The organism is Streptomyces sp. NPDC001443 (assembly GCF_053597355.1).
On the sequence record NZ_JBSFIA010000023.1, the window covers coordinates 19616 to 45488 of the forward strand.

Consider the following 25873-nt stretch of genomic DNA (forward strand, 5'->3'; position numbering starts at 1 on the left):
TTTGTCCTGATGTGTCCTGAATTCTGGAGCGGACTTGCGTTGCCTCGTCCCGAATTTGGGATTGATTCCCGAATCTGGGATACCCTCTTCGGTATGAAGCAGGAAGTGGATACGACCGGAGCGGGCGCCGGGCAGGGCGCCGATGCCCGACTGGACATCCGGCTCGGTGCCCGGCTGGCCGAGCTGCGTGCCGGGCATGGCTGGTCGCTGGGGGAGGCGGCGGAGCGCAGCGGGGTCAGCCGCTCCACCCTGTCCCGCGCCGAGCGGGCCGAGATCAGCCCCACCGCCGCGCAGCTCAACCGGCTGTGCGCGGTCTACGGGCGGACCATGTCCCAGTTGCTCAGCGAGGTGGAGGCGGAGCCCGCCCGGCTGGTGCGGGCGGCCGAGCAACCGGTGTGGGAGGACCCGGCCTCCGGGTTCGTACGGCGGTCCGTGTCGCCGCCACAGGCCGGACTGCGCGGTGAACTGGTCGAGGGACGGCTCACGGCGGGCGCCGACATCGCCTACGACCGGCCGCCCGTGCCGGGCCTGGAACAGCACGTCTGGGTGCTCGAAGGGACCCTGGAGGTGACCGCCCAGGACGTCGCACACCGGCTCGACGCGGGTGACTGCCTGCGGCTGCGGGTGTGGGGGCCGACCCGGTTCCGGTGCCCCGCAGGCGTGGACGCGCGGTACGTGCTGGCGGTGGTGCTGCCGTGACCGCGACCACGACCCGGCTCGACGCGCCCCGGCTGCTCGCCGTCGTCCCGGAGCTGGCCGAACTGCTCGCCGACACCGTGCACGGCGGCGCCTCGATCGGCTTCCTGGCACCGCTCGACCGTACGGACGCGATCGCCTGGTGGCGCGGGCGGGCCGAGGCGGTCGACTCCGGGCGGCTCGCGGTGTGGGTGGCGCGGGACGCGGGGCGCGTGCTCGGCACCGTCACCCTGGCCTTCGCCGACAAGCCCAACAGCCGGCACCGCGCCGAACTCGTGAAACTGATGGTGCACCGGGACGCCCGCGGCCGGGGCCTCGGGCGCGCCCTGCTGGCCACCGCCGAGCAGGCGGCCGCCGAAGCCGGCATCACCCTCCTGCACCTCGACACGGAGACCGACAGCCCCGCCGAACGCCTCTACCGCTCCGCCGGCTGGACCAGGGCCGGCGTGATCCCCGACTACGCGGCGAGTCCGGACGGGGTGCTGCGGCCGACCACCCTCTACTACAAGCACGTGGGCGGGACGGTCGGCGCGGGCTGACTGTCGGTGGCAGCGGCTACGGTGCCCCTCATGCCGGATGCCGAAGACGTACGCCGTATCGCCCTCTCCCTGCCGGACACCACGGAGAAGACCGCCTGGAACATGCCCACCTTCCGGGTCGCGGGGAAGATGTTCGCCACGCTGCCCGAGGACGAGACCTCCATGGCCGTGCGCTGCCCGAAGGAGGAGCGCGAGGAACTGGTCCTGGCCGAGCCCGGGAAGTTCTGGATCGCCGGTCACGAGGCGCAGTTCGCCTGGGTGCGGACCCGGCTGGCCGCGCTGGAGGACGAGGGGGAGCTGCGGGACATCCTCGCCGACTCCTGGCGCCAGGCGGCATCGCCCCGGCTGCTGGAGGAGCACCCGGACCTCGGACGGCCCGCGGACTGAAATTCCGTGGGCGTCGCCGGTGCCGCGTGGCATGATCCGTCGGCGGTAGCGGGGGGCGGGACCGGACCGGCCGGGGTGGGGCCGGGTCCCACGGCACCCGTACCTCGTCGGGGAGGGGCGCAGCAGCGGATGACCGGGACACCGCCGTCGGAAGAGACGGCCGAGACGGCCAGGACGACCGATTCGACCGGGGCGGCCGGGCGGGCGTACGAAGAGGCACCGCCCAGGGAGCGGTCGCGGCTGTTCCGGTCGCGGGACTTCGCCCTGTTCTTCGTCGGCCGTGCCGTCGCCCGACTCGGCGACACCATGCTGCCGGTCGCCCTCGCCGCGGGCCTGCTCCAGCACGGGTACGGCGCCGGCGCGGTCGGTCTCGCCATGGCCGCGACGGCCGCCGCCTTCGCCGGACTGGTCGTGTTCGGCGGGGTCGTCGCCGACCGCTTCGACACCCGCAGCCTCATGATCGGCGCCGATCTGGTGCGCCTGGGCACCCAGGCCCTGGCCGCCTGCCTGTTCTTCGCCGGCCATGTGGTGCTCTGGGAGATCTGTCTGATCGGCTTCGTCAACGGCGTGGCCGCCGCCGTGTTCCAGCCCGGTGTCGCCAGCACCGTGCCCCGGCTGGCCGCCGACGTCCAGGGCGCGAACGGCGCCATACGCGTCGCCGAGTCCGCCGCCCAGCTCGCCGGCCCCGCCCTGGCCGGACTGCTCGTCGGCTTCGCCTCGCCGGGCGCGGTGTTCGCCGTCCACGCCGCCACCTACGCGGTCAGCGCCCTGTGCCTGCTGCTGCTCCGCCTGCCCCCGCTCGCCCCGGCCGCCGCCGCGCGATCCGACACGGCCACGGCCGGCTTCAGGACCGATCTGGTCGAGGGCTGGCGGGAGTTCCGGGCCCGCACCTGGCTGTGGGGCGTGATCGCGATCTGGTGCCTGTACATGGTCGCGGTATGGGGTCCGACCGTGCCGCTGGTGGCCACGGAGGTGGTGCAGCAGCACGGCCCCCGCGCCTACGGCCTGGTCAACTCCGCCCTCGGCGCAGGTACGGTCGTCGGCGGGCTGCTCGCCCTGCGGCTGCGCCCCCGCCGGATGCTGCGGGCCGGTGCCGTCGCGCTGTTCGGCTTCGCCGCGTTCCCGTGGGCGGTCGGCGCCGGTCTCGGGACACCGGCCATGGCGGCCTGCGCCGCCGTCGCCGGGGCGGGCATGTCCTTCTGGGGCGTGATGTGGGCGACCAGTGTGCAGACCCAGGTCCCGCCGGACGTCCTCAACCGCATCCACGCGTACGACGTCGCCGGCTCGCTGGCCATGATGCCCGTCGGACAGGCGCTGGCCGGCCCCGCGGCGTCGTTGCTCGGCGCGGGCCATGTGCTGCTGGTCTCCGCCGCGGTCAGCCTCGTCGTCCCCGTCGCCCTGCTCGCGGTCCCCGCGATCCGCGGTCTCGTCCGTGCCGACCGTGCCGACATCCCGCGACGAGGCTGACGCCCGCGCCCGTCCTGCCGCCCGCACCGGCCGAGCCCCCGTACGCCCCGAGTGCGGCTGACCGACTCCCGCGCACCGCCGTTCAGCCGTGTACCGCGACCCGCCCGCCGGACAGGAAGCCGGTGATCCGCTGCCGGAGCGAGTGCGGGTCCAGCCCGTGCGCGCTCACGTGCTCCGCCAGGGTCCCGTAGCGCCGCAGCTCCCGCCGGCCCACGCCCAGGCCGAGGACCCGGTGGGGCACGTCGCCGAGGGCGTCGTTCGCGGCCGCCGTCGAGGTGCCCGCCAGATACGGCTCGACCAGGACCACGTCCGCCGCCGCCCCCTCGGTGGCCCGTCGCAGCGCGGCCGCGTCGAAGGGCCGTACGGTCGCCGCGTACAGCACGGTGACGTCGAGCCCCTCCGTGGCGGCCAGTACGGCGTCGAGCATGGGACCGACGGCGACGACCACACCCCGGCGGCCCTCGCGCACGGTGTGCGCCCGCAGCCCGTCGACCGGCAGGGCCCGGGCGTTGGCCTGCACGGACAGCCGTACGTACACCTTGTCGTCGCCCGCGGCCACGGCGTGCCGCAGCAGGGTCTCGGCCTCGTCGGGGTGTCCCGGCACGTGCACGGTCCAGCCGTCCAGGGTGTCCAGCAGGGCCACGTCGCCCGGAGCCATGTGGGTGTACCCGCCCGCGGGCCAGTCGAAGGACGCGGCGGCGCTCACCAGCACCGCGCCGACGTCCTGGTGCCCGAGGTCCAGCTTGATCTGCTCGAAGGGCCGCTCGACGAGGAAACTGGCGAACGTGTGCAGTACCGGCCGCAGGCCGGTCAGCGCCATACCGGCCCCCGTGCCGATCAGGAGCTGTTCCCGGATGCCGACGTTGATCACCCGGTCCGGGTGCCGGCGGGCCGCCGCCGCGAAGCCGTCCGTGCCGATCGCGGCGAGGACGACCGCGACCCGCGGATCCTCGTCGAGCAGCCGGGAGACGGTGGGGGCGAAGCGGTCGCGCATGGTGTCCATGGATGCCTCGGTTCCTTTCCTGGGCGAGGTGAGGGGGCTGCGGTTCAGGAGTACTTGGGTTCGACCCGGGCCACCACGACCCGTGGGCGTCCCGGATGGGCGGCGGTGAAAGCCTCGTACAGCGCCGTGTGGTCCCGGCCGTCGACGGTGGCCGTGGACCAGCCGGCCGCCTCGAACCGGGCGGCGATCCCGCCGGGCCGGGCGTGGGCGGCGGAGGCGTTGTCGACGACGACCGTGTGCAGCCGGTCGAGCCCGGCGGGCCCGGCGAACGCGATCGCCTCGTGGTTGCTGCCCTCGTCCAGTTCGGCGTCGCCGACCAGCACCCACACCCGGGGGTCGTCGAGCCCCTGCGCGCGCAGTCCCAGCGCCGTACCGACGCCGATCGGCAGACCGTGCCCGAGCGACCCGCTGCCGATCTCGGTGCCCGGGACCAGCACCCGGTCGGGATGGTGACCGAGCGGCGAGTCGTACGAGCCGAACCCGGCCAGCAGGTCCACCGGCACGAAGCCCTTGGCGGCCAGCACCGCGTAGTACGCCATCGGCCCGTGGCCCTTGGACAGCAGGAACCGGTCCCGTCCGGGGTCTCCCGCGCTCCGGGGACCGACCCGCAGCACCCGGTCGTAGAGCACCCAGAGCACGTCCAGCGTGGAGGTCGCGGCCGGGCCGTGCTTCTCGTCGCCCGTCATCAGCCCCATCAGCCGGGGCAGGTCCGCAAAGCCGTACGTCCGGTCTTCTTCCGTGGTGGTCGTCATACGGACGATCCTTCAACCTCGACCAAACTTGAGGTCAAGCGGAAGTGGACCCCGGACAAAGGGGTGCGCGACCACCGGCCGGAGTGCGGTATTGTTTTCCTGCGTGCTCGGCCGGGGGAAACCCCAGGTCAGAAGGCACCGGGACGTGGCGCAGCTTGGTAGCGCACTTGACTGGGGGTCAAGGGGTCGCAGGTTCAAATCCTGTCGTCCCGACTGGAGACAGTCGCAGATCAGGGCCGGTTTCGGAGACATCCGAAACCGGCCCTCGATCTTTTTCGGGGACCGGTCGGGGACCGGCGCCCCGGGACGGATCAGTGGTCGAGGTGGGTGAGGACCGTGATGTCACGGTCGAAGCACACCACGATCCGCCCGTCGGACGTGACGGCCAGCGCGTTGACCCGGCCGGGGAAGAGCAGTTCGGGTCCGACCTGCAGGCGGGTGGTCAGGTCCCGCACCCGCACTCCGTGCCCGCTGCCGGTGACGGCGACCGGGCGGCCTTCCACCACGGCCGTCACCACGGCATGCACCGAGCCGGTGAGGGGTTCGCCGACCTGCCGGCGGGTGGTCAGGTCCCACACCCGCAGCGTCGCGTCCGCGCTGCCGGTGACGGCGACCGGACGGTCGCCGACGACGGCGGTCGCCACTGCCCGAACGCCCCCGGTGTGGCCGGTGAGGGGTTCGCCGACCTGCCGGCGGGTGGTCAGGTCCCACACCCGTACCGTCGCGTCCGCGCTGCCGGTGACGGCGACCGGACGGTCGCCGACGACAGCGGTCGCCAATGAGATCACGTGGCAGTTGCCGAAGGGTTCCGTGGCATCGCCCGTGCCCAGATCCCACATCTGCATGCCGTTCCTGTCGCCCGTGACAGCGACCGGACGACCGTTGACGACCGTGGTCACCACTACACCCGTACACCAGATGCCGCCTTCGGAGGGCTGGGCGGCGGGTTGGCCGGTCGTCAGGTCCCAGACCGCAGCCGTCGGGTCGTCGCCGAGGCTGACAGCGACCGTTCGGCCGTCCACCACTGCGGTCGCCAGCCCGTGGACGGGACTGTAGTGGGCGTGGAGGGGCTCGCCCACCGGCCGGCCGGTGGCCAGGTCCCACAAGTTGACGGTGCCGTCGTCATCGGTGCTCCACGTGCCGGTGACGGCAACGGGCCGACCGTCGACGACAGCCGTCGTCACCGCGGTCACCTCGTGGGCGTGGCCTTCCGGGGACGGTTCGGCGGGCTGACCGGCCGTGAGGTCCCACACCTGGACCGTCCCGTCGTCGCAGCCGGTGACGGCAACCTGGCGACCGTCCACCACTGTCGTCGCCACACAGGTCATCGCGCATTGGCCGTTGACGCCGGCAGCGTGGTTACGGGTGTGCATGGGCCGGCCGACTGTTCGGCCCGTGCCCAGATCCACCATCTGCATCGACGTGCTTCCGTTGAATTCGGTGATGGCGACGGCCACCGGGCGGCCATCGACGATGGCCGTCGCCACCGCCCCGACGGAGTCGGTGTCGGCCTCGGGGGCGAGTGGCGGGCCGACGGGTCGACCCGTGGCCAGATCCCACACCCGTATCGTGGGGTCGGGATGGTAACCGCCCGTGACGGCGACGGGTCGACCGTCGATGACGGCCGTCGCCACGGCGTACACCGAGCCGGTGTGTCCTTCGAGGGGCGGGCCGAGCGTCCGGCCCGTGCCGAGGTCCCGGACCTGCACCGTCCCGTCGTGGTCCGCGGGGACGGTGAGGGCGACCGGGCGGTCGTCCACCACCGCCGTCGCCAGTACCCGGGGGCGGCCGACGCCTTCGGCCGAGGCGAGCACCCGGCCCGTGCCGAGGTCCCACACGCGCACCGTTCCGTCGTGACTTCCCACGACGGCGACGGCACGGCTGTCGAGCATCGCCGTGGCCAACGCGGCAACCTGGTCGGTGCGGCCGGTGAGCGGGGCACCGATCGGACCACCGGTGGTCAGGTCCCACACCCGGACCGTGTCCTCATCACCGGTGACGGCGACCGGCCGACCGTCGACGGCGGCCGTCGCCACTGCGGTCACCTTGTGGGCGTGGCCTTCCAGGGGCGGTCCGGCAGGCTGACCGGTGGCCAGGTCCCACACGCGCACCGTTGTGTCCGAGCCTGCGGTGACGGCGACCGGGCGGCCGTCGACGACCGTGGTCGCCACCGCGCACACCCCGTCGGTATGACCCGTCAGGCACTGCCGGAACCGCTGATCCGCCGACGCCCCGGTCGCCCATACCGGGACCCAGCCGCCCGCCCCTGCCGGGGCACCGTCGACCGTCACCTCGGCCAACCGTCGCGCCAGGTCCTGATCCCCGAACCGGGCCGCCGTCAACGCCAGCACCTGACGCCGTACCGCTGGGCCCGCACCCCGGTGCAGGTGCAGCGACCCCCGGTAGACCGCGGACGTCAACCGGGCCGCTGGACCCGAGGCCCCGTCCAGCAGCTTCAGCACCTCCCCCGGATCGGCATGCACCAGGAACCCCCCGTCCGCCGGTCGCCCGTCCACCTCGGCGGATCGCACCCCGGAACCATCAGCGCGCAGACCATCAGACATGACCCCATCCAACCAGCCCACACCGACACTTCCCCCGGCCCGGCGCTGCCGGAGGCGCCGACCGGGCTGTCGGCGGCGCGGGCGGACCGGACGGGGGCGCCCGGTGTCCGGAAGCAGGACGCCGTCGTCCCTTCGGGGGCCGACGGCGCCGCTTTGTTTGTCGCGAGGACGGGCGGGGACCCGGCGTCGAGGAGCGCGATGTCCGGTCGCCGCCGAACCAGTGGCCGGCATCTCCGCGCCACGAGGGACCGAGAACGCGGCGGACAGGACGGACCGGGCCCATGAAGACAGCAGACGACAGCCGCACCGCACGATGGTGCGACCGGCTTCTACGGCACGCTCGACACGATTACTCCGCCGGGCACGAGCGCCCACTCGGCGGTTACCTCGCGGCCATGGCGGGCTTCGGGGCGTACACGGCCGTCTGGGCGACGGCGGTACGACTGCGCGGCCGTCCGCTGCCGGACCGTCTCGAACCGCGGGACGTGGTGCTGACCTCACTGGCCACCTTCCGCCTCAGCCGACTGCTCACCAAAGCCTCGGTGACCAGCCCGCTGCGCGCACCCTTCACCCGGTACGTCGGCCCGCAGGGTCCCGCCGAGCTGCACGAGACGACATGGTCCTACGAGGGGGCGGAGACGGTGGGGGAGTTGGTGACCTGTCCGTTCTGCATGAACGTGTGGGTGGGTTCGACGCTGACCGCCGGCCAATTGCTCTGGCCGCGTGCGACGCGCACCGTCATGGGCGGTCTCGCGGCCGTGGCGGGCGCGGACGTCTCACAACTGCTGTACGGCGCCTTGGTGGACAAGACGACCGGCCACAGCTGACCTGCCCCGGCCCGACCCGGGTCGGCCGGGACCGGGGTGCGGCCGGTCCCGGCGGTGCCTGCGGACCGGGCGCTCCCTCACGGTGCACCACGCGGGTTCCCGGGCACGCGTGACGGCGCTGCCGGGCCGGCTGCCGGCCCCCGCCCGCCGCGCGGACTGCTGCCGCCAGGGAGCGGAGCCGGCCCGGCGCCTCGCCCCCCGCACGGTCCTGCCGGTGCACTACGACGACTGCACGGTGATGCGTTCGCCGCCGTCCGCGTTCCTCGCGGAGATCGAAGCCGTAGGCCTCGGCGAACGTCTGGTGCACTGTCCGCACGGCGGGCACGCCCGGATCACGGTCCCCCGGGGCGCGGCACCCAGCTCGTGACCGACGCCCCCGGAGCGACGTCCTCGACGCCGCGCGCGACGCCGACGAACAGCACGACGTCCGGGGCGAACGCCACTACGGCGCGGTCCACTTCGATGCCGCCACCGGTGTCTCCCTGCCCGGTCCCGCCCGGGCCCTTTTCGCATGCCCGTGCTCATGCCCGTCACCGCTCCCGGAACTTCCGGACCGGGCGAAACGGCGCAAGGCGTGCGCAGGCCGTCAGGCGTCCGTAAATCGCCCTTGCGCGCGGAAAACCGTTTGAACCGCGCGTGCCCGTCGCGGGACACTGCGATTCCAGAGCAGCCCGGACCAGACCTCACGAGGATGGCATGGGATCGCCCGAATCGCGCAAGGCCAGGCCGGGCAGGGGCCCGGTGCTCCTCGCCCTTCGTCACTACGCGAGGGAGACGGCCCGGCTCCGCCGGCTGGCGGTGCCCGGCATGTTGCTTCCGGCACTGGGCAACATCGGCCTCAACTACATCGCGCCGCTGGTCGTCGCCAGGCTCGTCGGCCGTATCGCCGGTGACGGGGACGTCGGCATCGGCGCGGCACTGCCGTACGTTCTCGCCTTCGCCGGCGTGCTGCTGTTCGCCGAGACGCTGTGGCGCGTCGGCCTGCACTGCCTCAACCGCCTCGACGCGCTCGGCATCGAGCACCTGTACGTCGTCGGCATGGACGAACTGTTCGCCAAGGACGCCGCGTTCTTCCACGACAACTTCGCCGGGTCGCTGACCAAGCGGGTGCTGAGCTTCGCCTCCCGCTTCGAGGAGTTCGTCGACACGATGACCTTCCAGGTCATGGGGAGCTTCGTACCGCTGCTCTTCGGGTCGGTGGTGCTGTGGCGCTACGAGCCGCTGCTCGTCGTCGGGCTCCTGGCCATGATCGCGACGACGGCGCTGTGCGTGGTCCCGCTGATCCGCCGCCGTCAGAAGCTCGTCGACCGGCGAGAGGAGGCGATCGCCCGGGTCTCGGGTCATGTCGCCGACAGCCTGATGAACATGGACACGGTCCGGGCGTTCGCCGCCGAGGAGCGCGAGGCCGCCGAACACCGCTCCCGCGTCGCGGAGTCGAGGCGGCTCACCCTGCGGTCCTGGGACTACGGCAACCTGCGCATCGACACCCTGGTCGCGCCGATGTCCGTGCTGACCAACGCGCTGGGCCTGCTGCTCGCGGTCGCGCTCGGTGGCGGGCACGACGTGGAGACGGTCGTCGTCACCTTCACCTACTACTCCAACGCCACCCGCATCATGTTCGACTTCAACCAGATCTACCGCCGCCTGGAGAGTTCGCTGACCGAGGCCGCACAGTTCACCGAACTGCTGCTCACCCCGCCGACCGTGCTCGACCCGGAGACGCCCGAACCCCTGACGGCCCGGCCCGCCGACGTCCACTTCGAGCAGGTCACCTTCGCGCACCACGGCGCGACGCCGCTCTTCGAGGGCCTCGAGCTGTGCGTGCCCGACGGGACGAGGGTCGGTCTCGTCGGCCGGTCCGGCGGGGGCAAGACCACCCTGACCCGGCTGCTGCTGCGGATGACGGACATCGACGCCGGCCGGATCCTGGTCGGCGGCCAGGACATCAGCAGGCTGCGCCAGGCCGACCTGCGCGGCCTGATCGCCTACGTACCGCAGGACCCCGCGATGTTCCACCGCTCGCTGCGCGACAACATCGCCTTCGCCAGGCCGGACGCCACCGACGCCGAGATCCGCCGCGCGGCCGAGGCGGCGCACGTCACGGAGTTCGCCGACGCCCTGGTGGACGGCTTCGACACCATGGTGGGCGAGCGCGGGGTCAAGCTGTCCGGGGGACAGCGCCAGCGGGTCGCCCTGGCGCGGGCGATCCTGCGCGACGCCCCGATCCTGCTTCTCGACGAGGCGACCAGCGCCCTGGACTCCGAGAGCGAGATCCTCGTCCAGAAGGCGCTGTGGCGGCTCATGGAGGGGCGTACCGCGCTGGTGGTGGCGCACCGGCTGAGCACGGTCGCCTCCATGGACCGGCTCGTCGTCCTCGACCGCGGACGGATCGTCGAGCAGGGCAGCCACCAGGAGCTGCTCGCGTCGCAGGGCGCCTACGCGAAACTCTGGCAGCACCAGTCGGGCGGCTTCCTCGACGCGGGCCCGGCAACCACAGGCCCGGCAACCACCGGTCCCGCACCCGCCGACCTGCACTGATCCGCCCGTCCCGGCCGGCCGGGACGGGCGGTACGGCGGTCAGGACGCCGACAGGCCCACGTGCGCCAGCGCCTGCCGCAGCAGGAAGCCGTGGCCGCCCGGCATCTCGCTCTGCACCGCGGGCGACGCCGCCTCCTGCGGGCTGAACCAGACCAGGTCCAGGGCGTTCTGGGCGGGGCGGCAGTCGCCGGTCACCGGGACGATGTAGGCGAGGGACACCGCGTGCTGGCGCGGGTCGTGGTAAGGCGTGACGCCGTGCGTCGGGAAGTACTCGGCGACGGTGAACGGCTGCATGGACGTCGGGACCCGGGGAAGGGCCACCGGGCCGAGATCCTTCTCCAGATGGCGCAGCAGGGCGTCCCGGACGCGCTCGTGGTGCAGGACCCGGCCGGAGACCAGGGTGCGGCTGACCGTGCCGTCCGGTCCGATCCGCAACAGAAGTCCGATGCTGGTGACTTCCCCGCTGTCGTCGACGCGGACGGGCACGGCGTCGACGTACAGGATCGGCATGCGGGCACGCGCCTGTTCGAGGTCGTCGGAACTCAGCCAACCGGGCGTGGTTTCGGTCATGTCAGACATTGCTTGATCATACTTTCAGTGGCTGTCGGAAAACCGGTAGACCCGGCGGGCGTTGTCGGCTCCCGCCCACCGCGCGAACCGCAGCGCGTCGGGCAGGCCCAGTTCGTCGTCGTCCACCCGGGCCTGGAGCAGTTCGGCCAGCCCCCGGCGGAACGCCAGCGCGCCCAGCCAGTAGAACTCGGCCACACCATAGGCGTCCGAGCTGTACAGGAGTTTGCGCGGAGGCGTGAGCTCCAGCGCCTCCTCCAGAACCGCGCGCGCCCGGACCGGGCCGACATGGTGGAGGGTGAGCCCCACGTCCAGGTACACCTGCTCGAACACGGCCGCCAGATAGCCTGCCTGACGCTGGTAGGGCCAGCAGTGCAGCAGCAGCACCGGGATCGTGCCGGCCACCCGATGGAGCCAGTCGGTGAGCAGGCTGGGATCCACCCGGTGCAGGCGGAGGTCGTTGTCGCCGAAACCGGTGTGCAGTTGGAGCGGCAGACCGAGGTCGACGGCGGTCCACAGCAGCTGGCGCACCAGGACCGGATCGGCCAGCCGTCCGCCGTCCGCCGTGAAGCGGCGGGCCGCGTCGGTGACTTCCGCCGCCGTGGGCCGTGCCGGGTCCAGGTCGAAGCCCGTGCGGTAGGCGGCCACCGACTTCACCGCGACCACGCCCGGCCGCCGTACGGCCGCCTCGGCGGCCGACCGGAACGCCTGCGCGTACCCGTCCGGTTCCACGCCGCCGGCCACCACCGCCTCGGCGACGCTCTCCAGCCGGACGACCTCGTACGCCACCGCGCCCGCCCCTGCGGCCGCGGCGAGAGCGGCCGGGGTGGTGAGGGGGTGCGGGGCGAAGCCGGTGTCCACGCAGAACACGTCCGTGTGGGCGGCGGTCAGGAAGCGACGGTTCACCTCCGCCGCGCCGAGTTCGCTCCGGCGGCGCAGGTACTCCTCGACGCCGACGTGCCGGGGCAGGTCCAGCAGGGGTGCGCAGTGGCGTCGTACGGCGACACCGGCCGGCGCGTCGAAGGGCGAGATCCCGCTGCCGGGCCAGGCCTCGCCCTCGGTGAGCAGCGACTCGAAGTCCCCGTCGGCCGGGGTGCCGGTGAGCACGCCGTGGCAGTGATGGTCCGTCAGGGGCAGTGCGGCGAGCGCCTCGTGCACCGGGCCGGTGCGGCCGTCCACGTCAGTACTTCCAGCGGTAGGCGGCGGCCAGCCCCGCGTCGTCCAGCCCCCCGGCGGCCGCGATCTCCCCCTCGCGCACGGCGATCACCGCGTCGGCCAGGACCGGGCCCAGGGCCGTGCGCAGCACCTCGTCCTTGCGGAACTCGGCGACCGCCTCCGCCAGCGACACCGGCAGCCGGCGCACGCCCCGCGCGGCCGCCTCCTCCGCGCCGAGCCCGGCCGGGTCCCCGGTGATCTCCTCGGGCAGCTCCGCCCCCGACGCCGTACCGTCCAGCCCGGCGGCGATCAGGGCGGCGAGGGCGAGATAGGGGTTGGCGGCCAGGTCCACCGGCTTGACCTCCAGGTTGGCGCTGCGGGCGCGCTGTCCCGCCGTACCCCTGATGACGCGCAGCGCCGCCTCCCGCGTCTCCAGACCCCAGGCGGTGAACACCCCTGCCCACTGGGACGGTTTGAGGCGCAGATAGCTCACCGGACTCGGCGCGATCACCGCCGTGAGGGCCGGGAGATGGGAGAGCAGCCCGGCCGCGAAGCCCTCCGCGTCCGCCGTCATGCCGTGTCTGCGGTCGCCGCCGGAGTGCAGGTTCACCCCGTCGCGCCAGGCGGACAGATGGACATGGCCGCCGTTGCCGACGCCCTCGGCGAGGACCGCCGGGGCGAAGGAGACCCGCAGCGCGTGCCGTTGGGCCACCGCCCGGATCGTCTGCCGCACCAGCACGCTGCGGTCGGCCGCCGCCACCGGGTCGAGCGCGCCCACGGAGACCTCGAACTGCCCGGCCGCGTACTCGGGATGGAGCTGGTCGACCTCCACGCCCTGCGCCGCGAACGCCGCCAGCAGCTCGGCGGTGAAGTCGCTCAGCTCCACCTGCCGGACGGCGCCGTAGGCCGGCCCCGACACCGCGGGCACGAACTCTCCGTCGGGAGCCTGGCCGAGGCCCACCGCCCACTCGACCTCGACGGCCGCCCGGAAGGTGATCCCGCTCTCCCGCTCGGCGCGGGCGACGGTCCGGCGCAGCAGCGTACGGCCGCACCCCGGATGCCGTTCGCCGTCCTGGGTCATCCGGTCCACCGGGGCCCAGGCCCAGCCGGGCTGCGCGGCCAGCACGACCAGCCGGTCGAGGTCGGGGTAGAGGCGCAGATCGCCGTCCGGGGTGCCGAGGACGTCCGTGGTGACGATGCGGTCGTCGGCGAGGAAGGTGTCGAACACCGGTGACATGCCGACGCCCCAGGCGGTCGCGGCGGCCAGTTTCGCGGTCGGGACCGTCTTCACCCGGGTGATGCCCGCGGTGTCGACGTAGGCCAGCACGACACCGTGCACGCCCCGCCCGGTCAGCTCGGCCGCGAGCGCGGTGGCCCGCTCGACGTCACCGGGACGCCCGCCGGGGACGGGATCGGCAAGGGTGGTCATGGACGTCCTCCTCGACGGACTCGGTCGGCTCGGTGTCTCGCGTCAGGATCTCGCGTCGGAATCTGGCGTCAGGGTCTCGCGTCAGGGTTTCACGGCCACCGCGCGGAACTGCGGTACCGCGTCGGGGGAGTCGGGGCCGGCGTGCCACCGCGAGCGGGGCGGCGGAGCCGGTCCGGCGGGTCGGGCCCGCCGCGCAGGTCGCGGTCCGCGCGGGCCACCTGGTGGATCACCGGGAACAGGCGCGTCGGTGGACACCCTCGTCATTGTGCCGTCCGGTGATCGGCCTGTCCCGGGAATCGGCCGGGCGGTGCTCCGGCCAGAGATCGGACGGTGCCTCGACCGGAGACCGGACGGTGCCCCGACCAAGGGCCGGGCGGTGCCCCGACCAAGGGCCGGACGGTGCCCCGACCAAGGGCCGGGCGGTGCCCTGACCAGGGGGCAGGACGGCTCCGGCGGGCGCCCCCGGTAGGATGGGGGACAATTCCTCCCACAGCGGAAAGCCAGGACATGCCGTACTCCCGCACGCCCCTCGACACGCCCACCGAGCATCCGGCCGCGGAGCACCTGGCCGCCGAGGCCCGTGCGGACATCCGGCTCGTCGTCACGGACATGGACGGCACGCTCCTGGACGACGACAAGCGCGTACCGGACGGGCTGTGGGAGGTGCTGGCGCTGCTGCGCGAGCGGGGCGTGCTGTTCAGCCCGGCCAGCGGCCGCCAGTACGCCACCCTGGCGCGGGAGTTCGCCGAGGTGGCCGAGGGCATGGTGTTCATAGCGGAGAACGGCACGTACGTCGTCCGGGACGGCGTCGAGCTCAGCTCCGACCCGCTGGATCCCGCAGTCGCCCACGGGATCGCGCACACCGCGCGCCGGCTCGTGGCCGACGGCGTCGACATGGGCGCGATCCTGTGCGGCAAGAAGGCCGCCTACGTCGAGCGCACCGACGAGGCCTTCCTGGCCGAGGTGCGCCGGTACTACCTGGAGCACCGGATCGTCGAGGACGTCACCGCCGTCGACGACGACATCATCAAGGTGGCCCTGTTCGCCTTCGGTTCGGCCGAGCACACCGTCGCCCCGGCCCTGGAGCGGTTCGCCGCCTCCCACCAGGTCGTGGTCTCCGGCGAGCACTGGGTCGACGTGATGAACCGCACCGCAGACAAGGGCGCCGCCGTCCGCCGGCTCCAGCGCGACCTGGGCATCACGCCCGCGCAGACCATGGTGTTCGGGGACTACCTCAACGACCTGGAGATGCTGGACACCGCCGAGTGGTCGTTCGCCATGTCCAACGCCCACCCCGAGGTGGTGCGCCGGGCCCGGCACCTGGCCCCCTCCAACAACGAGAACGGCGTCCTGCGCACCGTCGTACGGATGCTGGACCTGCCGGTGCGGAGCGGGCCGAACCGGTAGTCGCCGAGGGCCGGTCCTGTGTCAAGGTGAGCTCCTCGACCCGCGACCCGAGGGAGCAGTGCCGCATGACCGAACCGGCCGCCGTCGCCCGCCTCGCCCTGGACCTGACCTCCGGGCTGAAGTCCGGTGAACTGGAGGACTTCTACCGGGACCTGCACCGGCACCCCGAACTGTCCTTCAAGGAGCACCGCACCGCCGACCGGCTCGCCCGGCGGCTGCGCGCGGCCGGGTACACGGTGACGGAAGGCGTCGCCGGCACCGGTGTCGTCGGCGTCCTCGCCAACGGGGACGGGCCGGTGGTGTGGCTGCGCGGCGACATGGACGCGCTGCCCGTGCAGGAGGCCACCGGTCTCGACTACGCCTCCACCGTCGACGGCGTGATGCACGCCTGCGGCCACGACCTGCACATCACCTGGCTGGTGGGCGCCGCCGAGGCGCTCGCGGCCGCCCGGGAGACCTGGTCGGGCACGCTGGTCGTGGTGGGACAGCCCGCCGAGGAGTCCGGCGGCGGGGCGGGCGCGATGGTCGCCGACGGGGTGCACGAGCGCTTCCCGCGCCCCGACGTCCTGTTCGGCCAGCACGTCGCGCCCGGCCTCGCCGGTTTCTACCCGCACACCCCGGGCCTGACCATGTCCGCCTCCGACGACGTCGACATCGTCGTGCACGGGGTCGGCGGGCACGGCTCGCGGCCCGAGTCCACGGTCGACCCGGTGGTGACCGCCGCGTACGTCGTCACCCGGCTCCAGACGGTCGTCTCCCGGGAGATCGCCGCGAAGGACCCGGCGGTCCTCACGGTCGGCATGTTCCACGCCGGCACGAAGCGCAACATCATCCCCGCCGAGGCCCGGCTCGCGCTGAACCTGCGCACCCAGGACCCGGTGGTGCGCGAGCGGGTCCTCGCCGCCGTACGGCGCATCACCGAGGGCGAGTGCGCGGCGGCGGGCTGCCCGCGGCCGCCCGAGGTCACGGTCCGCTCCGGCTATCCGAACACGGTCAACGACGCCGCGCTCGACGCGGAGATCGCCGCCGTGCACCGTGAACTGTTCGGCGCGGCCACGGTGTTCGACTTCGGCCCGGCGATGGGCAGCGAGGACTTCTCCCTGCTGGCGCCGCCCGGCGTGCCGTACGACTACTGGTTCGTGACCTCGACCCCGGCCGACGTGTGGGAGGCGGCGCCCGGCGCGGAACTCGCCGAGAAGGTCGCGGCGGTGCCGGGCAACCACAGCCCGCTGTTCGCCCCCGACCCTTCGGTGCTGGTGCCCGGCGTACGGACACTGGTGTCGGCCGCGCTGAGCCGGTTCGCCGCCTGACGCCGACCGCGCCGTGGCGGACGCGGGGTCTGTCGGCCGGGGTCGGTCAGCCGGTGAGCACGCCGTCCAGGAAGTGGACGAGGTCTGTGAGCGCCTCGGCCCGGTTCGTCTCGTGGAACACCTCGTGCCGGGCGCCCGGGTAGATCCGTTGGACCAGGCTCCCGCCGCTGAGCCGCTCGACCCCGGTCCGGCTGCCGGCGAGCGGGACGAGCCGGTCGTCGGTGCCGTGCAGCCACAGCAGCGGCAGTCGGCCGACGTCGCCGCCCTCGGCGACGGTCTCCAGGGTCCGTACGAACGCCTCCACCGTCGGCCGCTTCATCGGGCCGTGCCAGACCAGGGGATCCGCCGTGTACGCGACGCCGACGGCCGGGTCGCGGGAGAGCGCGGCCGGGCTGACGGGGACGTCCGGGATCTCGTCGTGGGCGAGCAGCAGGCTCGGCGTCCGCCACGCCCCGATGACCGGTCCGGACAGCACCAGCGCGGCGACCGTGCCGCCGTGGCGCTGCGCGTACCGGGCGGCGACCAGACCGCCCATGGAGTGCCCCACCACGACCAGCGGCAGGTCCGGGTGCGCGGCCACGGCCAGTGCGGCCACGGCCCGCACGTCGTCGACGACGTCCTCGAAGTCCTCGATCAGCACGCGCTCGCCCGCCGACCTGCCGTGCCCCTGGTGGTCGGGCCCGAGGACGGCCGCGCCGTGCGCCACGAGGGCCGCGGCCACGCCCTCGTACCGGCCGATGTGCTCGCCGTAGCCGTGCGCCAGGAGCGCGAGGTACCGCGGCCGCTCGTGCGGCCACTCGCGGACGACGACCCTGCCCCGGGTGCCGCTGAACACGTGCTCGCGGGTGTCGGCCATGACTCCTCCGGTCGGGTCGGCGAAGATCTCGGGAGGATCTTCCCAGGTGGTCCGGCGACGGTCTATCATCGAAAACTAGCAGTGCTAATTAAGTCGACGCCCGGTGCCAGGTCCGGCGGCCGGACGTCCGGCGGCCCGGCCCGTCGGCCCGGCGATGACGGTCAGGAGTCCAGTCGTGCGCCCCGTCCACTTCGCGGCCGCCCGCCGCACCCCCATCGGCAAGCTGCGCGGCTCCCTGTCCGCCGTACGGCCCGACGATCTCGCCGCGACCGTGATCCGCGGGCTGGTCGCGGACGTGCCCGCGCTCGACCCGGCCCGCGTCGACGACGTCTACTGGGGTGCCGCCAACCAGGCCGGCGAGGACAACCGCAACGTCGCCCGGATGGCCGCCCTGCTCGCCGGCCTGCCCGAGTCCGTGCCGGGCGCCACCGTGAACCGGCTGTGCGCCTCCGGCCTGGAGGCCGTCACCGCCGCGGCCCGCACCATCGCCGCGGGCGAGGCCGAGATCGTGCTCGCGGGCGGCTCCGAGTCGATGAGCCGCGCCCCCTTCGTGCTGCCGCGCCCCGACGAGGCCCTGCCCCACCGCATCGAGACCGTCGACACCCGGCTCGGCTGGCGCCTGGTCAACCCCGCGATGAAGGACCTGCACGGACTGCTGTCGATGGGCGAGACGGCGGAGGAGGTGGCCGGACGGTACGGCGTCCCGCGCGAGCGGCAGGACGAGTTCGCCCTGCGCAGCCACCGGCTCGCCGCCGAGGCCCGCAAGAACGGCCACTTCGACGCCGAACTCCTGCCGGTGCGGCGGGCGGACGGCGTGGTCGTCGACGCCGACGAATGCATCCGCGAGGACACCTCCTACGAGCGGCTGGCCGGACTCAAGCCCGTCTTCCGCAAGGGCGGCACGGTCACCGCGGGCAACGCCTCGCCCATGAACGACGGCGCCGCCGGCCTGCTCCTGGTCAGCGAGGAGGCGCTGGAGGAACTGGGCCTGGAGTCGCTGGGCCGCTATGTGGCGGGCGGCTCCGCGGGGGTCCACCCCGACGTGATGGGCATCGGGCCGGTCCCCGCCACCCGCAAGGTGCTCGCCCGGGCCGGCTGGGCGATCGGCGACCTCCAGGAGGCCGAGTTCAACGAGGCGTTCGCCGCCCAGGCCCTCGCCTGCGTCGACGAACTCGGCATCGACCCCGAGCTCGTCAACCCCACCGGCGGCGCCATCGCCCTCGGCCACCCGCTCGGCTGTTCCGGCGCCCGCATCCTCACCACCCTGCTCCACCGGATGCGCCGCACCGGGGGCCGACGGGGCCTGGCCACCATGTGCGTCGGGGTCGGCCAGGGGAGCGCGGTGCTGGTCGAGCGCTCCTAGCCCCCTGCCGGGCGGCAGGAGGCGCCGGGTGGGACGGTGCTTACGGGCGCGGGTTGCGTGCGCATAGCATCGGCCTCCGCATGAACACGATGACGCTCTGGCACATATCCGGCTGGCAGTTCGCCGCCCTCGCCTTCGCGGCGCTGCTGGTCGGCTTCTCGAAGACGGCCGTCAGCGGGGCCAACACGGTCAGCCTCGCGATCTTCGCGGCGGTGCTGCCCGCCCGCGCCTCCACCGGCGTGCTGCTGCCGGTCCTGATCGCGGGCGACCTGCTCGCGGTCCGCACCTACCGGCGGCACGCCCACTGGCCCACGCTGCTGAAGCTGTTCCCGGCCGTGGTGGCGGGCGTGGTCGTCGGCACCCTGTTCCTGGAATGGGCCGACGACGGCGCGGTACGGACCTCGATCGGCGCGATCCTGCTGCTGATGGCCGGGGTGACGGTCTGGCGGCGCCGCAGGTCCGACGCGGCGGAGGCGGCGGACTCGACGGACGAGGGGGGCGAACCGGACGCGGTCACCGGCCGGGCGGGCCGGATCAAGGCCCGCTCCTACGGAGTGCTCGGCGGCTTCACGACCATGGTCGCCAACGCCGGCGGCCCGGTGATGTCGCTGTACCTGCTGTCGGCGGGCTTCCGGAAGCTCGGCTTCCTGGGCACCTCGGCCTTCTTCTTCCTGATCGTGAACGTCGGCAAGGTGCCCTTCAGCGTGGGCCTCGGCCTGATCGACGGCCGCTCGCTGCTCCTCGACGCGGCGCTCGCGGTGTTCGTCGTGCCCGGCGCGGTGTTCGGCACCTGGGCCGCGCAGAAGATCAACCAGCGACTGTTCGAACGGCTCGTGATCGCGGCGACGGTCGTGGGAGGCGTGCAGCTCCTGCTGCGGTAGGCGGCGCTGCCCCGGCCTGCCGTCCGGCGGCTACAGCCCCAGCAGGCCGGGAAGGTCCGCGAACGAGTCGATCACATGGTCCGGGGTGCCGCTCGCGTCCCGGTGGGTCTCCGGAAGGTACTTGCCGGTCCGCACCAGGACCCCGGTCAGACCGGCGCGCTGGGCCGCCAGTACGTCCGACTCGATGTCGTCGCCCACCATCAGCGCCTCGCCGGGAGCGGCGCCGAGCCGGGCCAGCGCGGCCTCGAAGAACGCGCGCGACGGCTTCCCGGTGACCTCGGCCTCCGTCCGCGCCGCCGCCTCCAGCCCCAGCAGGAACGCCCCGGAGTCCAGTTGCAGCCCCTGGTCCGTCCGCCAGTACAGATTGCGGTGCATGGCGACCAGCCGCGCCCCCCGCTGGAGATGGGCGAACGCCCGGTTCAGGGCGGCGTAGCCGAACCCGGGACCCGCGCCCCCGACGATCACCACGTCCGGCACCGTGCCGCTGTCACCGTCGTCGAGCACCGTGACGCCCGTGAGGTCCTCCCCGATCTCCCCGCAGTTCAGCAGCGCGCAGCGGGCACCCGGCAACCGTTCGGCGAGATGGGCGGCGGTGGCGGCGGGCGCGGTGAGCACGTCATCGGCGGTGACCGGGAACCCGGCGTCCCCGAGGGCGGCCGCGATGGACGCCCGGGTCCGGGAGGTGGTGTTGGTCACCAGCACGACCCCGAGGCCCGCCTCGCGGATCCTGCGCAGCGCCTCGACCGCGCCGGGCAGCGGCTGCCACGACACGGTGAGCACACCGTCGATGTCGACCAGGACGGCACGCACTGACTCCATGGGGGGACGATAGCGACCGCGGCCGCCCCCGGCCCGCGGACAGCACCCACCCGGCGGACCGCTCACCGGCACACCCGCCCGCCGGAAAGGCGGAGCGGCGGCCCCGTAGGCTCGTCGTCATGTCCGCGCACATCCTGGTCCTCGGCGGTACCACCGAGGCCCGCCTCCTCGCCGCCGACCTCGCGGCACGTCCCGGGGTGCGGGTGACCACCTCCCTGGCCGGACGCGTGTCCCGGCCGGCGGCGCTCGAAGGGGACGTGCGGGTCGGGGGGTTCGGCGGTGCGGAGGGGCTCGCCGACTGGCTGCGCGAACACCGGGTGGACGCCGTGGTCGACGCCACGCATCCCTTCGCCGCCGGCATCACCGCTCACGCGGCCCGCGCCACGGCGGCCACCGGGCTGCCGCTGGTCGTGCTGCGCCGCCCGGGCTGGCGGCCCGGCCCGGGGGACCGGTGGCACTCCGTCGACTCCCTGGAGGCGGCCGCCGCACTGCTGCCGGGGATCGGCCGACGGGTCCTGCTGACCACCGGGCGGCTGGGCCTCGCGGCCTTCGCGCGACTGACGGAACTCCACTTCGTCGTACGGTCGGTGGAACCGCCCGAGCCGCCGCTGCCACCGGACACCGTGGTGGTCGCGGCGCGCGGACCGTTCACCCTGGCCGACGAGTCCCGGCTGCTGCGCGCGCACCGGATCGACGTGCTGGTGACGAAGGACAGCGGGGGAGCGGCGACGGCGGCCAAACTCACGGCCGCCCGTGAACTGGGCCTGCCGGTGGTGGTCGTACGACGGCCCGCGCTGCCCGAGGGCGTCACGCCGGTGCCCGATGTCGCCGGGGTCCTCGATCGGCTGGGCCTCGACCGGTCGGGCCTCGACCAGCCGGACCCGGGTCCGCGCTGACCACCGGGGCCCGCAGCCGGTCGATGGCGCGCAGCACCTCGTCCCGGTTCTTGGCGCTCTTGATCCAGGCGGGCAGCCGGGCCACATACGTCGTCTTCCGCGCCTCCCCGTACCAGGGCGCCCGCTCCCTCAGCGACGCGGCCACGAACCGCCGGAGCAGGTCGAGCTGTTCGAGGTTGTACGCCGAGATCGTGCCGTGCCGGGTGGTGGTCTCCAGCCACAGGGGCGGCCGGATCCAGCCGCTTCCCGGGCCCGAGACCCGCGACAGGCCGCAGGACCGGCACACCACCCGCTGCCGCGGACGGCACCGGAACTGCCCGTCCGCTGCGGCGCCCGGCAGCCGCTCGAAGTGGGCGACCCGCTCGCAGCGCGGGCAGCACACCAGCGCCGACAACCTGAAGCGGCCGTCGGTGACACCGGGATCGTGGAAGCGGACGGGGGCCGGGGACATGCCCAGAATATGGCGACCGCCGCCGCACCCGGCACCCGGATTTCGGCCCGCGGCCCAGGGCTTGCGGGTGCCGAGCACCCGTGTGCGTGGCACCCGGGCGCCGGGCCCCGAGTACCGGGCGGCTGCCTACCGCGCGTCGGGATTGCGGCGCAGCAGATACGTGTCCATGATCCACCCCTTGCGCTCGCGGGCCTCGGCCCGCAGCCGTTCGATGCGCGGGGCGGCCTCGGCGATCGGGCCCGAGGCGAGGATCTCGTCCGGGGTGCCGATGTAGGCGCCCCAGTAGATGTCCATGTCCTGGTCCGCGTACTGCCGGAAGGTCTGGTGCGCGTCGAGCATCACGACCACGTCGTCCACGTCCTGCGGGAACCCCTCGGCCAGCCGCCGCCCCGTGGTGATCTGCACCGGACGCGCCACCCGGTTCAGTCCCGTGCGGTGCCGGGCGACGAGCGCCGAGACACTGCTGATGCCCGGCACGACGTCGTACTCGAAGGCGACCTCGCCCCGGCCGAGCACCTCCTCCAGGATGCCGATCGTGCTGTCGTACAGCGCGGGATCGCCCCAGACCAGGAACGCGCCGCTGTCGTCCTCGCCCAGTTCCTCGGCTATCAGCCGCTCGTAGATGCCGGCGCGGGCGCTGCGCCAGTCGCCGACCGCCGGGGAGTACGCGCCGCCGCCCGCGGCCCGGTCCCGCTCCGGGTCGCGCGCCTGCACCAGGCGGTACGACCCCTCCGGCAGATGCGCGTCGAGGATGTCCCGGCGCAGCCGTGTCAGGTCGCTCTTCACCTCGCCCTTGTCGAGGATGAAGAAGACGTCCGTGCCGCGCAGCGCCCTGACCGCCTGGAGGGTCAGCTGGTCGGGGTCGCCCGCGCCGATACCGATGACATGAATCCTTCGCACGCCCCGAGTCTGCCGTACGGCACCGACACCGGGCGGTGCGGGTCCAGTCACCCGGCGGCGCGCCCCCGCAGCCGGGGCGCCCGCTCCCGCGCGTCCACCTCGCCCCGGCCGCTCTCCACCTCGCCCGCCAGCTCCCGCGCCCAGCCGGTCAGCCCCGGGAGGTCCAGCCCGTACGGCCGGGCTCCGGTGCCCGCCGCCCACTCCTCCACGGCCCCCGCCCCGCGCCGCAGCAGCCGTGCCCCGCCGGTGGCGTTGCCCCGGGCCGCGTGCGTGAGCCCCACCGCGAGCTGGGCCAGCCCGCGCCACAGGGACCGCTCCCGGTCGGGGCCGGACTTCCAGGCGTCCTCGAAGACCTCGTGCGCGTGGAACGGCTTTCCGTCGTCCAGCAGCGCCTGCGCCTCGGCGACGGTCTGCTCGGGGGTGCGTACGATCCCCTCGGGCTGGCGCTCCACGCCGGGCGCGCCGTAGGGCAGCGGCCGTCCGAGCCCGTCCCGGGGCCGGGCACTGCGGGCCCGCCCCTCGCCGTCCCGGTCACGTACGCCGCCCGCGTCCGATGTGCTGCTCATGCCACCGATTGTCCCGCGCCGGGCGTCCCCTTCGGCGCAGCCCCCGCGGTGGGGTAAAGTACGGACCGCGTGATCACGCGGTTCGCCGCGGGAACCGCACCGGGACGTGGCGCAGCTTGGTAGCGCACTTGACTGGGGGTCAAGGGGTCGCAGGTTCAAATCCTGTCGTCCCGACGGTGCGAAGGGTCTTCACGGGCGAAAGCCCGGGGAGGCCCTTTTTCTTTGGCTTTCTTTGGCTTTCTTTGACTCCCTTCGGCGTCTTCGGCGGCCGGGCCGCGTGGGCCCCGGGTCCTCTGCCCGTCCGGGCCGCGTAAACGGTCTTGACTTCAAGTGCTCTTCAAGTTGCAGACTCCCGTTTCACAGGCCCCGAACGTGGGCGAACGGGAGGAATCATAATGAAGTACCGCACGATAGGCGCCGATCCGCGTACCCGCCGCGAGGTGAGTGTGCTCGCGCTGGGTGCGATGCTGTTCGGCTCGCGCACCGACGAGAAGACCTCCTTCGCCGTCCTCGACCGCTATGTCGAGGCGGGCGGGAACTTCATCGACACGTCGAACAACTACGCCTTCTGGGAGGACGGGGGTCAGGGCGGCCAGAGCGAGGAGTTGCTGGGCCGCTGGCGGCGCAGCCGGGGCGTCGGCGACGAGATCGTCATCGCCACCAAGCTGGGTGCCCGCCCGCTGGCTCCCGGCACCGGCTACCTCGACAACCCGGAGGGCCTGTCGGCCAAGGCGATCCGCGAGGCCGCCGAACGCAGCCGCGAGCGGCTCGGCATGGAGCGGCTCGACCTGCTCTACGCCCACATAGATGACCACACCGTCCCGCTCGACGAGACGGTAGAGGGCTTCGCGGCCCTGGTCGCCGAGGGCACCGTCGGCCTGCTCGGCGTCAGCAACCACGCCGTCTGGCGGGTGGAGCGGGCCCGTGCCCTCGCGGCGGCGGCGGGACTGCCCGGCTACGAGGTGCTCCAGTACCAGCACAGCCATCTGCGCCCGCGCACCGACATGCCGAGCGGACTGTTCCCGGACGGCAGTCTGGGCCACGCGGACGGCCAACTGCTCGGCTATCTGCGGGCGGAGCCCGAGCTGACCCTGGTCGCCTACTCGCCGCTCGTGGGCGGCGCCTACACCCGTACGGACAAGCCGCTCCCGCCGGACTACGACCACCCCGGCACCCCGGCCCGCCTGGCCGTGCTGCGCGAGGTGGCCCGGGAGACGGGGGCGACCGTCAACCAGGTCGTCCTGGCCTGGCAGTTGGGCGGTCCGCTGCCCGTCGTACCGCTGGCCGGGGCGTCCTCGGTGGCCCAGCTGGAGGAGAATCTCGCGTCCGTGGAACTGGAGTTGACGGTCCATCAGCGAGCCAGGTTGGACGGGGCCCACTGACCCGGTGCCTGCCGTCGTCAGGGATACGCCCGACCGCAGCGGGTAGGTCTGGAAGCCGACCCGGCGTTCCCCCCGTCGCACAGTGAGGTGCAGGCATGATGGATCGCTCTTCGCACGTCCGCTCCCGCAGATGGGCCCCCGTGGCGGCGCTGGCCGCCACGGCGGCTCTGATCCTCGCGGGCTGCTCCAGCGGTTCGGGCGGCAAGAAGTCCGAGGAGGGCGGGGACGGCGCGGCCGCGGGCAAGGCCGGCACGCCCGCGATGACCGTCGCGCTGGTCACCCATCAGGCCCCCGGCGACACCTTCTGGGACATCGTCCACAAGGGCGCGCAGGCCGCCGCCGACAAGGACAACATCAAGCTCGTCTACTCCGCCGACCCGAACGCCGGCAGCCAGGCCAACCTGGTCCAGAACGCCATCGACCAGAAGGTCGACGGCATCGCGATCACCCTGGCCAAGCCGGACGCGATGAAGGCCGTCGCGAGCAAGGCGCAAGCGGCCGGGATACCCGTGGTGGGTCTCAACTCCGGGCTGAGCGACTGGAAGAACCTCGGTCTGATGTCGTTCTTCGGGCAGGACGAGAGCGTGGCGGGCGAGGCGTTCGGCAAGAAGTTGAACGAGGTCGGCGCCAAGAACGCCGTCTGTGTGATCCAGGAACAGGGCAACGTCGGCCTCACCCAGCGCTGTGACGGCCTGAAGAAGTCCTTCCGGGGCATCACACAGACCCTCTACGTCAACGGCACCGACATGCCGTCCGTGAAGTCCACCATCACCGCCAAGCTGAAGCAGGACGGCGCGATCGACTACGTCGTCGCCCTCGGCGCGCCGTACGCGCTGACCGCGGTGCAGTCGGTCGCGGACGCGGGCAGCAAGGCGAAGATCGCCACCTTCGACCTCAACAAGCAGCTCACCAGTGCCATCTCCAAGGGCGACATCCAGTTCGCCGTCGACCAGCAGCCCTACCTCCAGGGCTACTTGGCGGTGGACTCCCTGTGGCTCTACAAGAACAACGGGAACTACAGCGGCGGCGGGGAGCAACCGGTGCTGACCGGTCCGGCGTTCGTCGACAAGTCCAACGTCGACAAGGTGGCCGCGTTCGCCGCGAAGGGCACCCGCTGA

At 73.3% G+C, this 25873-nt stretch carries 25 protein-coding genes and 2 tRNA genes; 16 read left to right on the top strand and 11 right to left on the bottom strand.

Annotated elements, in window-relative coordinates:
- The first annotated feature begins 93 nt into the window (after positions 1–93).
- The 4 genes from ACWC24_RS23320 (at position 94) to ACWC24_RS23335 (ending at position 3089) form a co-directional block, all read left to right on the top strand.
- Positions 94–699, top strand: a complete 606-nt coding sequence (locus ACWC24_RS23320) for a helix-turn-helix domain-containing protein (RefSeq protein WP_450664789.1) — start codon at positions 94–96, stop codon at positions 697–699.
- A complete protein-coding gene (locus ACWC24_RS23325; RefSeq protein ID WP_450664790.1) occupies positions 696–1235 on the top strand; it encodes an N-acetyltransferase family protein in 540 nt (179 codons plus the stop codon). The genes ACWC24_RS23320 and ACWC24_RS23325 overlap by 4 nt, the downstream gene beginning before the upstream one ends.
- Positions 1236–1265: 30 nt before the next feature.
- The gene (locus ACWC24_RS23330; protein WP_450664791.1) at positions 1266–1622 is read left to right on the top strand and encodes an MmcQ/YjbR family DNA-binding protein; all 357 of its coding nucleotides are present in this window, start codon (positions 1266–1268) and stop codon (positions 1620–1622) included.
- 129 nt (positions 1623–1751) lie between these two features.
- On the top strand, positions 1752–3089 hold the full coding sequence (locus tag ACWC24_RS23335; RefSeq protein ID WP_450664792.1) for an MFS transporter: 1338 nt from the start codon (positions 1752–1754) through the stop codon (positions 3087–3089).
- Between the two features lie 82 nt (positions 3090–3171).
- Here ACWC24_RS23335 and ACWC24_RS23340 read toward each other — a convergent pair whose 3' ends face one another.
- Positions 3172–4092 carry a transketolase family protein gene (locus ACWC24_RS23340; protein WP_450664793.1) on the bottom strand — a complete coding sequence of 307 codons (921 nt, stop codon included), beginning with the start codon at positions 4090–4092 and terminating at the stop codon, positions 3172–3174.
- 44 nt (positions 4093–4136) lie between these two features.
- The gene (locus ACWC24_RS23345; RefSeq protein ID WP_450664794.1) at positions 4137–4844 is read right to left on the bottom strand and encodes a transketolase; all 708 of its coding nucleotides are present in this window, start codon (positions 4842–4844) and stop codon (positions 4137–4139) included.
- 139 nt (positions 4845–4983) lie between these two features.
- Between ACWC24_RS23345 and ACWC24_RS23350 the strand changes: the two genes are divergently transcribed.
- Positions 4984–5057, top strand: a tRNA-Pro gene (locus ACWC24_RS23350).
- Positions 5058–5155: 98 nt separating this feature from the next.
- On the opposite strand, the gene ACWC24_RS23355 is transcribed toward ACWC24_RS23350, so the two are convergent.
- A complete protein-coding gene (locus ACWC24_RS23355; RefSeq protein ID WP_450664795.1) occupies positions 5156–7408 on the bottom strand; it encodes a WD40 repeat domain-containing protein in 2253 nt (750 codons plus the stop codon).
- 395 nt (positions 7409–7803) lie between these two features.
- On the opposite strand from ACWC24_RS23355, the gene ACWC24_RS23360 reads away from it, so the two are divergent.
- The 3 genes from ACWC24_RS23360 (at position 7804) to ACWC24_RS23370 (ending at position 10773) form a co-directional block, all read left to right on the top strand.
- Positions 7804–8235: a DUF1360 domain-containing protein gene (locus ACWC24_RS23360; RefSeq protein WP_450664796.1), complete on the top strand. Its 432-nt coding sequence runs from the start codon at positions 7804–7806 to the stop codon at positions 8233–8235.
- Positions 8236–8344: 109 nt separating this feature from the next.
- On the top strand, positions 8345–8602 hold the full coding sequence (locus ACWC24_RS23365) for a hypothetical protein (RefSeq protein ID WP_450664797.1): 258 nt from the start codon (positions 8345–8347) through the stop codon (positions 8600–8602).
- Between the two features lie 329 nt (positions 8603–8931).
- Positions 8932–10773 carry an ABC transporter ATP-binding protein gene (locus tag ACWC24_RS23370; RefSeq protein ID WP_450664798.1) on the top strand — a complete coding sequence of 614 codons (1842 nt, stop codon included), beginning with the start codon at positions 8932–8934 and terminating at the stop codon, positions 10771–10773.
- 39 nt (positions 10774–10812) lie between these two features.
- Here the strand turns inward: ACWC24_RS23370 and ACWC24_RS23375 are convergent, their stop codons facing one another.
- From ACWC24_RS23375 to ACWC24_RS23385, 3 genes are read right to left on the bottom strand one after another with little or no spacing between them, the layout of a single operon-like run.
- Positions 10813–11343 carry an NUDIX hydrolase family protein gene (locus ACWC24_RS23375; RefSeq protein ID WP_450664884.1) on the bottom strand — a complete coding sequence of 177 codons (531 nt, stop codon included), beginning with the start codon at positions 11341–11343 and terminating at the stop codon, positions 10813–10815.
- 24 nt (positions 11344–11367) lie between these two features.
- Positions 11368–12519 carry an amidohydrolase family protein gene (locus tag ACWC24_RS23380; RefSeq protein WP_450664799.1) on the bottom strand — a complete coding sequence of 384 codons (1152 nt, stop codon included), beginning with the start codon at positions 12517–12519 and terminating at the stop codon, positions 11368–11370.
- A 1-nt stretch (position 12520) separates the two neighbouring features.
- Complete coding sequence (locus ACWC24_RS23385; protein ID WP_450664800.1) at positions 12521–13924, bottom strand: glutamine synthetase; 1404 nt, start codon at positions 13922–13924, stop codon at positions 12521–12523.
- Positions 13925–14431: 507 nt separating this feature from the next.
- On the opposite strand from ACWC24_RS23385, the gene ACWC24_RS23390 reads away from it, so the two are divergent.
- Both ACWC24_RS23390 and ACWC24_RS23395 read left to right on the top strand, forming a co-directional pair.
- Entirely contained in the window at positions 14432–15331 is a 900-nt protein-coding gene (locus ACWC24_RS23390; RefSeq protein WP_450664801.1) for a Cof-type HAD-IIB family hydrolase, read from the top strand.
- Positions 15332–15396: 65 nt separating this feature from the next.
- Positions 15397–16641, top strand: coding sequence for an amidohydrolase (locus ACWC24_RS23395; protein ID WP_450664802.1), 1245 nt, complete (start codon positions 15397–15399; stop codon positions 16639–16641).
- 46 nt (positions 16642–16687) lie between these two features.
- Here the strand turns inward: ACWC24_RS23395 and ACWC24_RS23400 are convergent, their stop codons facing one another.
- Positions 16688–17497 carry an alpha/beta fold hydrolase gene (locus tag ACWC24_RS23400; RefSeq protein WP_450664803.1) on the bottom strand — a complete coding sequence of 270 codons (810 nt, stop codon included), beginning with the start codon at positions 17495–17497 and terminating at the stop codon, positions 16688–16690.
- 175 nt (positions 17498–17672) lie between these two features.
- Between ACWC24_RS23400 and ACWC24_RS23405 the strand changes: the two genes are divergently transcribed.
- Together ACWC24_RS23405 and ACWC24_RS23410 are read left to right on the top strand one after the other, a co-directional pair.
- Positions 17673–18860, top strand: coding sequence for a thiolase family protein (locus ACWC24_RS23405; RefSeq protein ID WP_450664804.1), 1188 nt, complete (start codon positions 17673–17675; stop codon positions 18858–18860).
- A gap of 80 nt (positions 18861–18940) precedes the next feature.
- Positions 18941–19741 carry a sulfite exporter TauE/SafE family protein gene (locus tag ACWC24_RS23410; protein WP_450664805.1) on the top strand — a complete coding sequence of 267 codons (801 nt, stop codon included), beginning with the start codon at positions 18941–18943 and terminating at the stop codon, positions 19739–19741.
- Between the two features lie 30 nt (positions 19742–19771).
- On the opposite strand, the gene ACWC24_RS23415 is transcribed toward ACWC24_RS23410, so the two are convergent.
- Positions 19772–20560, bottom strand: coding sequence for an HAD-IIA family hydrolase (locus ACWC24_RS23415; protein WP_450664806.1), 789 nt, complete (start codon positions 20558–20560; stop codon positions 19772–19774).
- A gap of 119 nt (positions 20561–20679) precedes the next feature.
- On the opposite strand from ACWC24_RS23415, the gene ACWC24_RS23420 reads away from it, so the two are divergent.
- Positions 20680–21456 carry a cobalt-precorrin-6A reductase gene (locus ACWC24_RS23420; protein WP_450664807.1) on the top strand — a complete coding sequence of 259 codons (777 nt, stop codon included), beginning with the start codon at positions 20680–20682 and terminating at the stop codon, positions 21454–21456.
- Here the strand turns inward: ACWC24_RS23420 and ACWC24_RS23425 are convergent.
- From ACWC24_RS23425 to ACWC24_RS23435, 3 genes are all read right to left on the bottom strand, one after another.
- Positions 21368–21907: a hypothetical protein gene (locus ACWC24_RS23425; RefSeq protein ID WP_450664808.1), complete on the bottom strand. Its 540-nt coding sequence runs from the start codon at positions 21905–21907 to the stop codon at positions 21368–21370. The two genes, ACWC24_RS23420 and ACWC24_RS23425, sit on opposite strands and share 89 nt — an antisense overlap.
- Positions 21908–22033: 126 nt before the next feature.
- The gene (gene cobF, locus ACWC24_RS23430; protein WP_450664809.1) at positions 22034–22807 is read right to left on the bottom strand and encodes a precorrin-6A synthase (deacetylating); all 774 of its coding nucleotides are present in this window, start codon (positions 22805–22807) and stop codon (positions 22034–22036) included.
- A gap of 47 nt (positions 22808–22854) precedes the next feature.
- Positions 22855–23373, bottom strand: a complete 519-nt coding sequence (locus tag ACWC24_RS23435; protein ID WP_450664810.1) for a DUF309 domain-containing protein — start codon at positions 23371–23373, stop codon at positions 22855–22857.
- 100 nt (positions 23374–23473) lie between these two features.
- Between ACWC24_RS23435 and ACWC24_RS23440 the strand changes: the two genes are divergently transcribed.
- The 3 genes from ACWC24_RS23440 (at position 23474) to ACWC24_RS23450 (ending at position 25873) form a co-directional block, all read left to right on the top strand.
- Positions 23474–23547 (top strand) — tRNA-Pro (locus tag ACWC24_RS23440).
- Between the two features lie 221 nt (positions 23548–23768).
- Positions 23769–24755, top strand: a complete 987-nt coding sequence (locus ACWC24_RS23445; RefSeq protein WP_450664811.1) for an aldo/keto reductase — start codon at positions 23769–23771, stop codon at positions 24753–24755.
- Between the two features lie 98 nt (positions 24756–24853).
- The gene (locus ACWC24_RS23450; RefSeq protein WP_450664885.1) at positions 24854–25873 is read left to right on the top strand and encodes a substrate-binding domain-containing protein; all 1020 of its coding nucleotides are present in this window, start codon (positions 24854–24856) and stop codon (positions 25871–25873) included.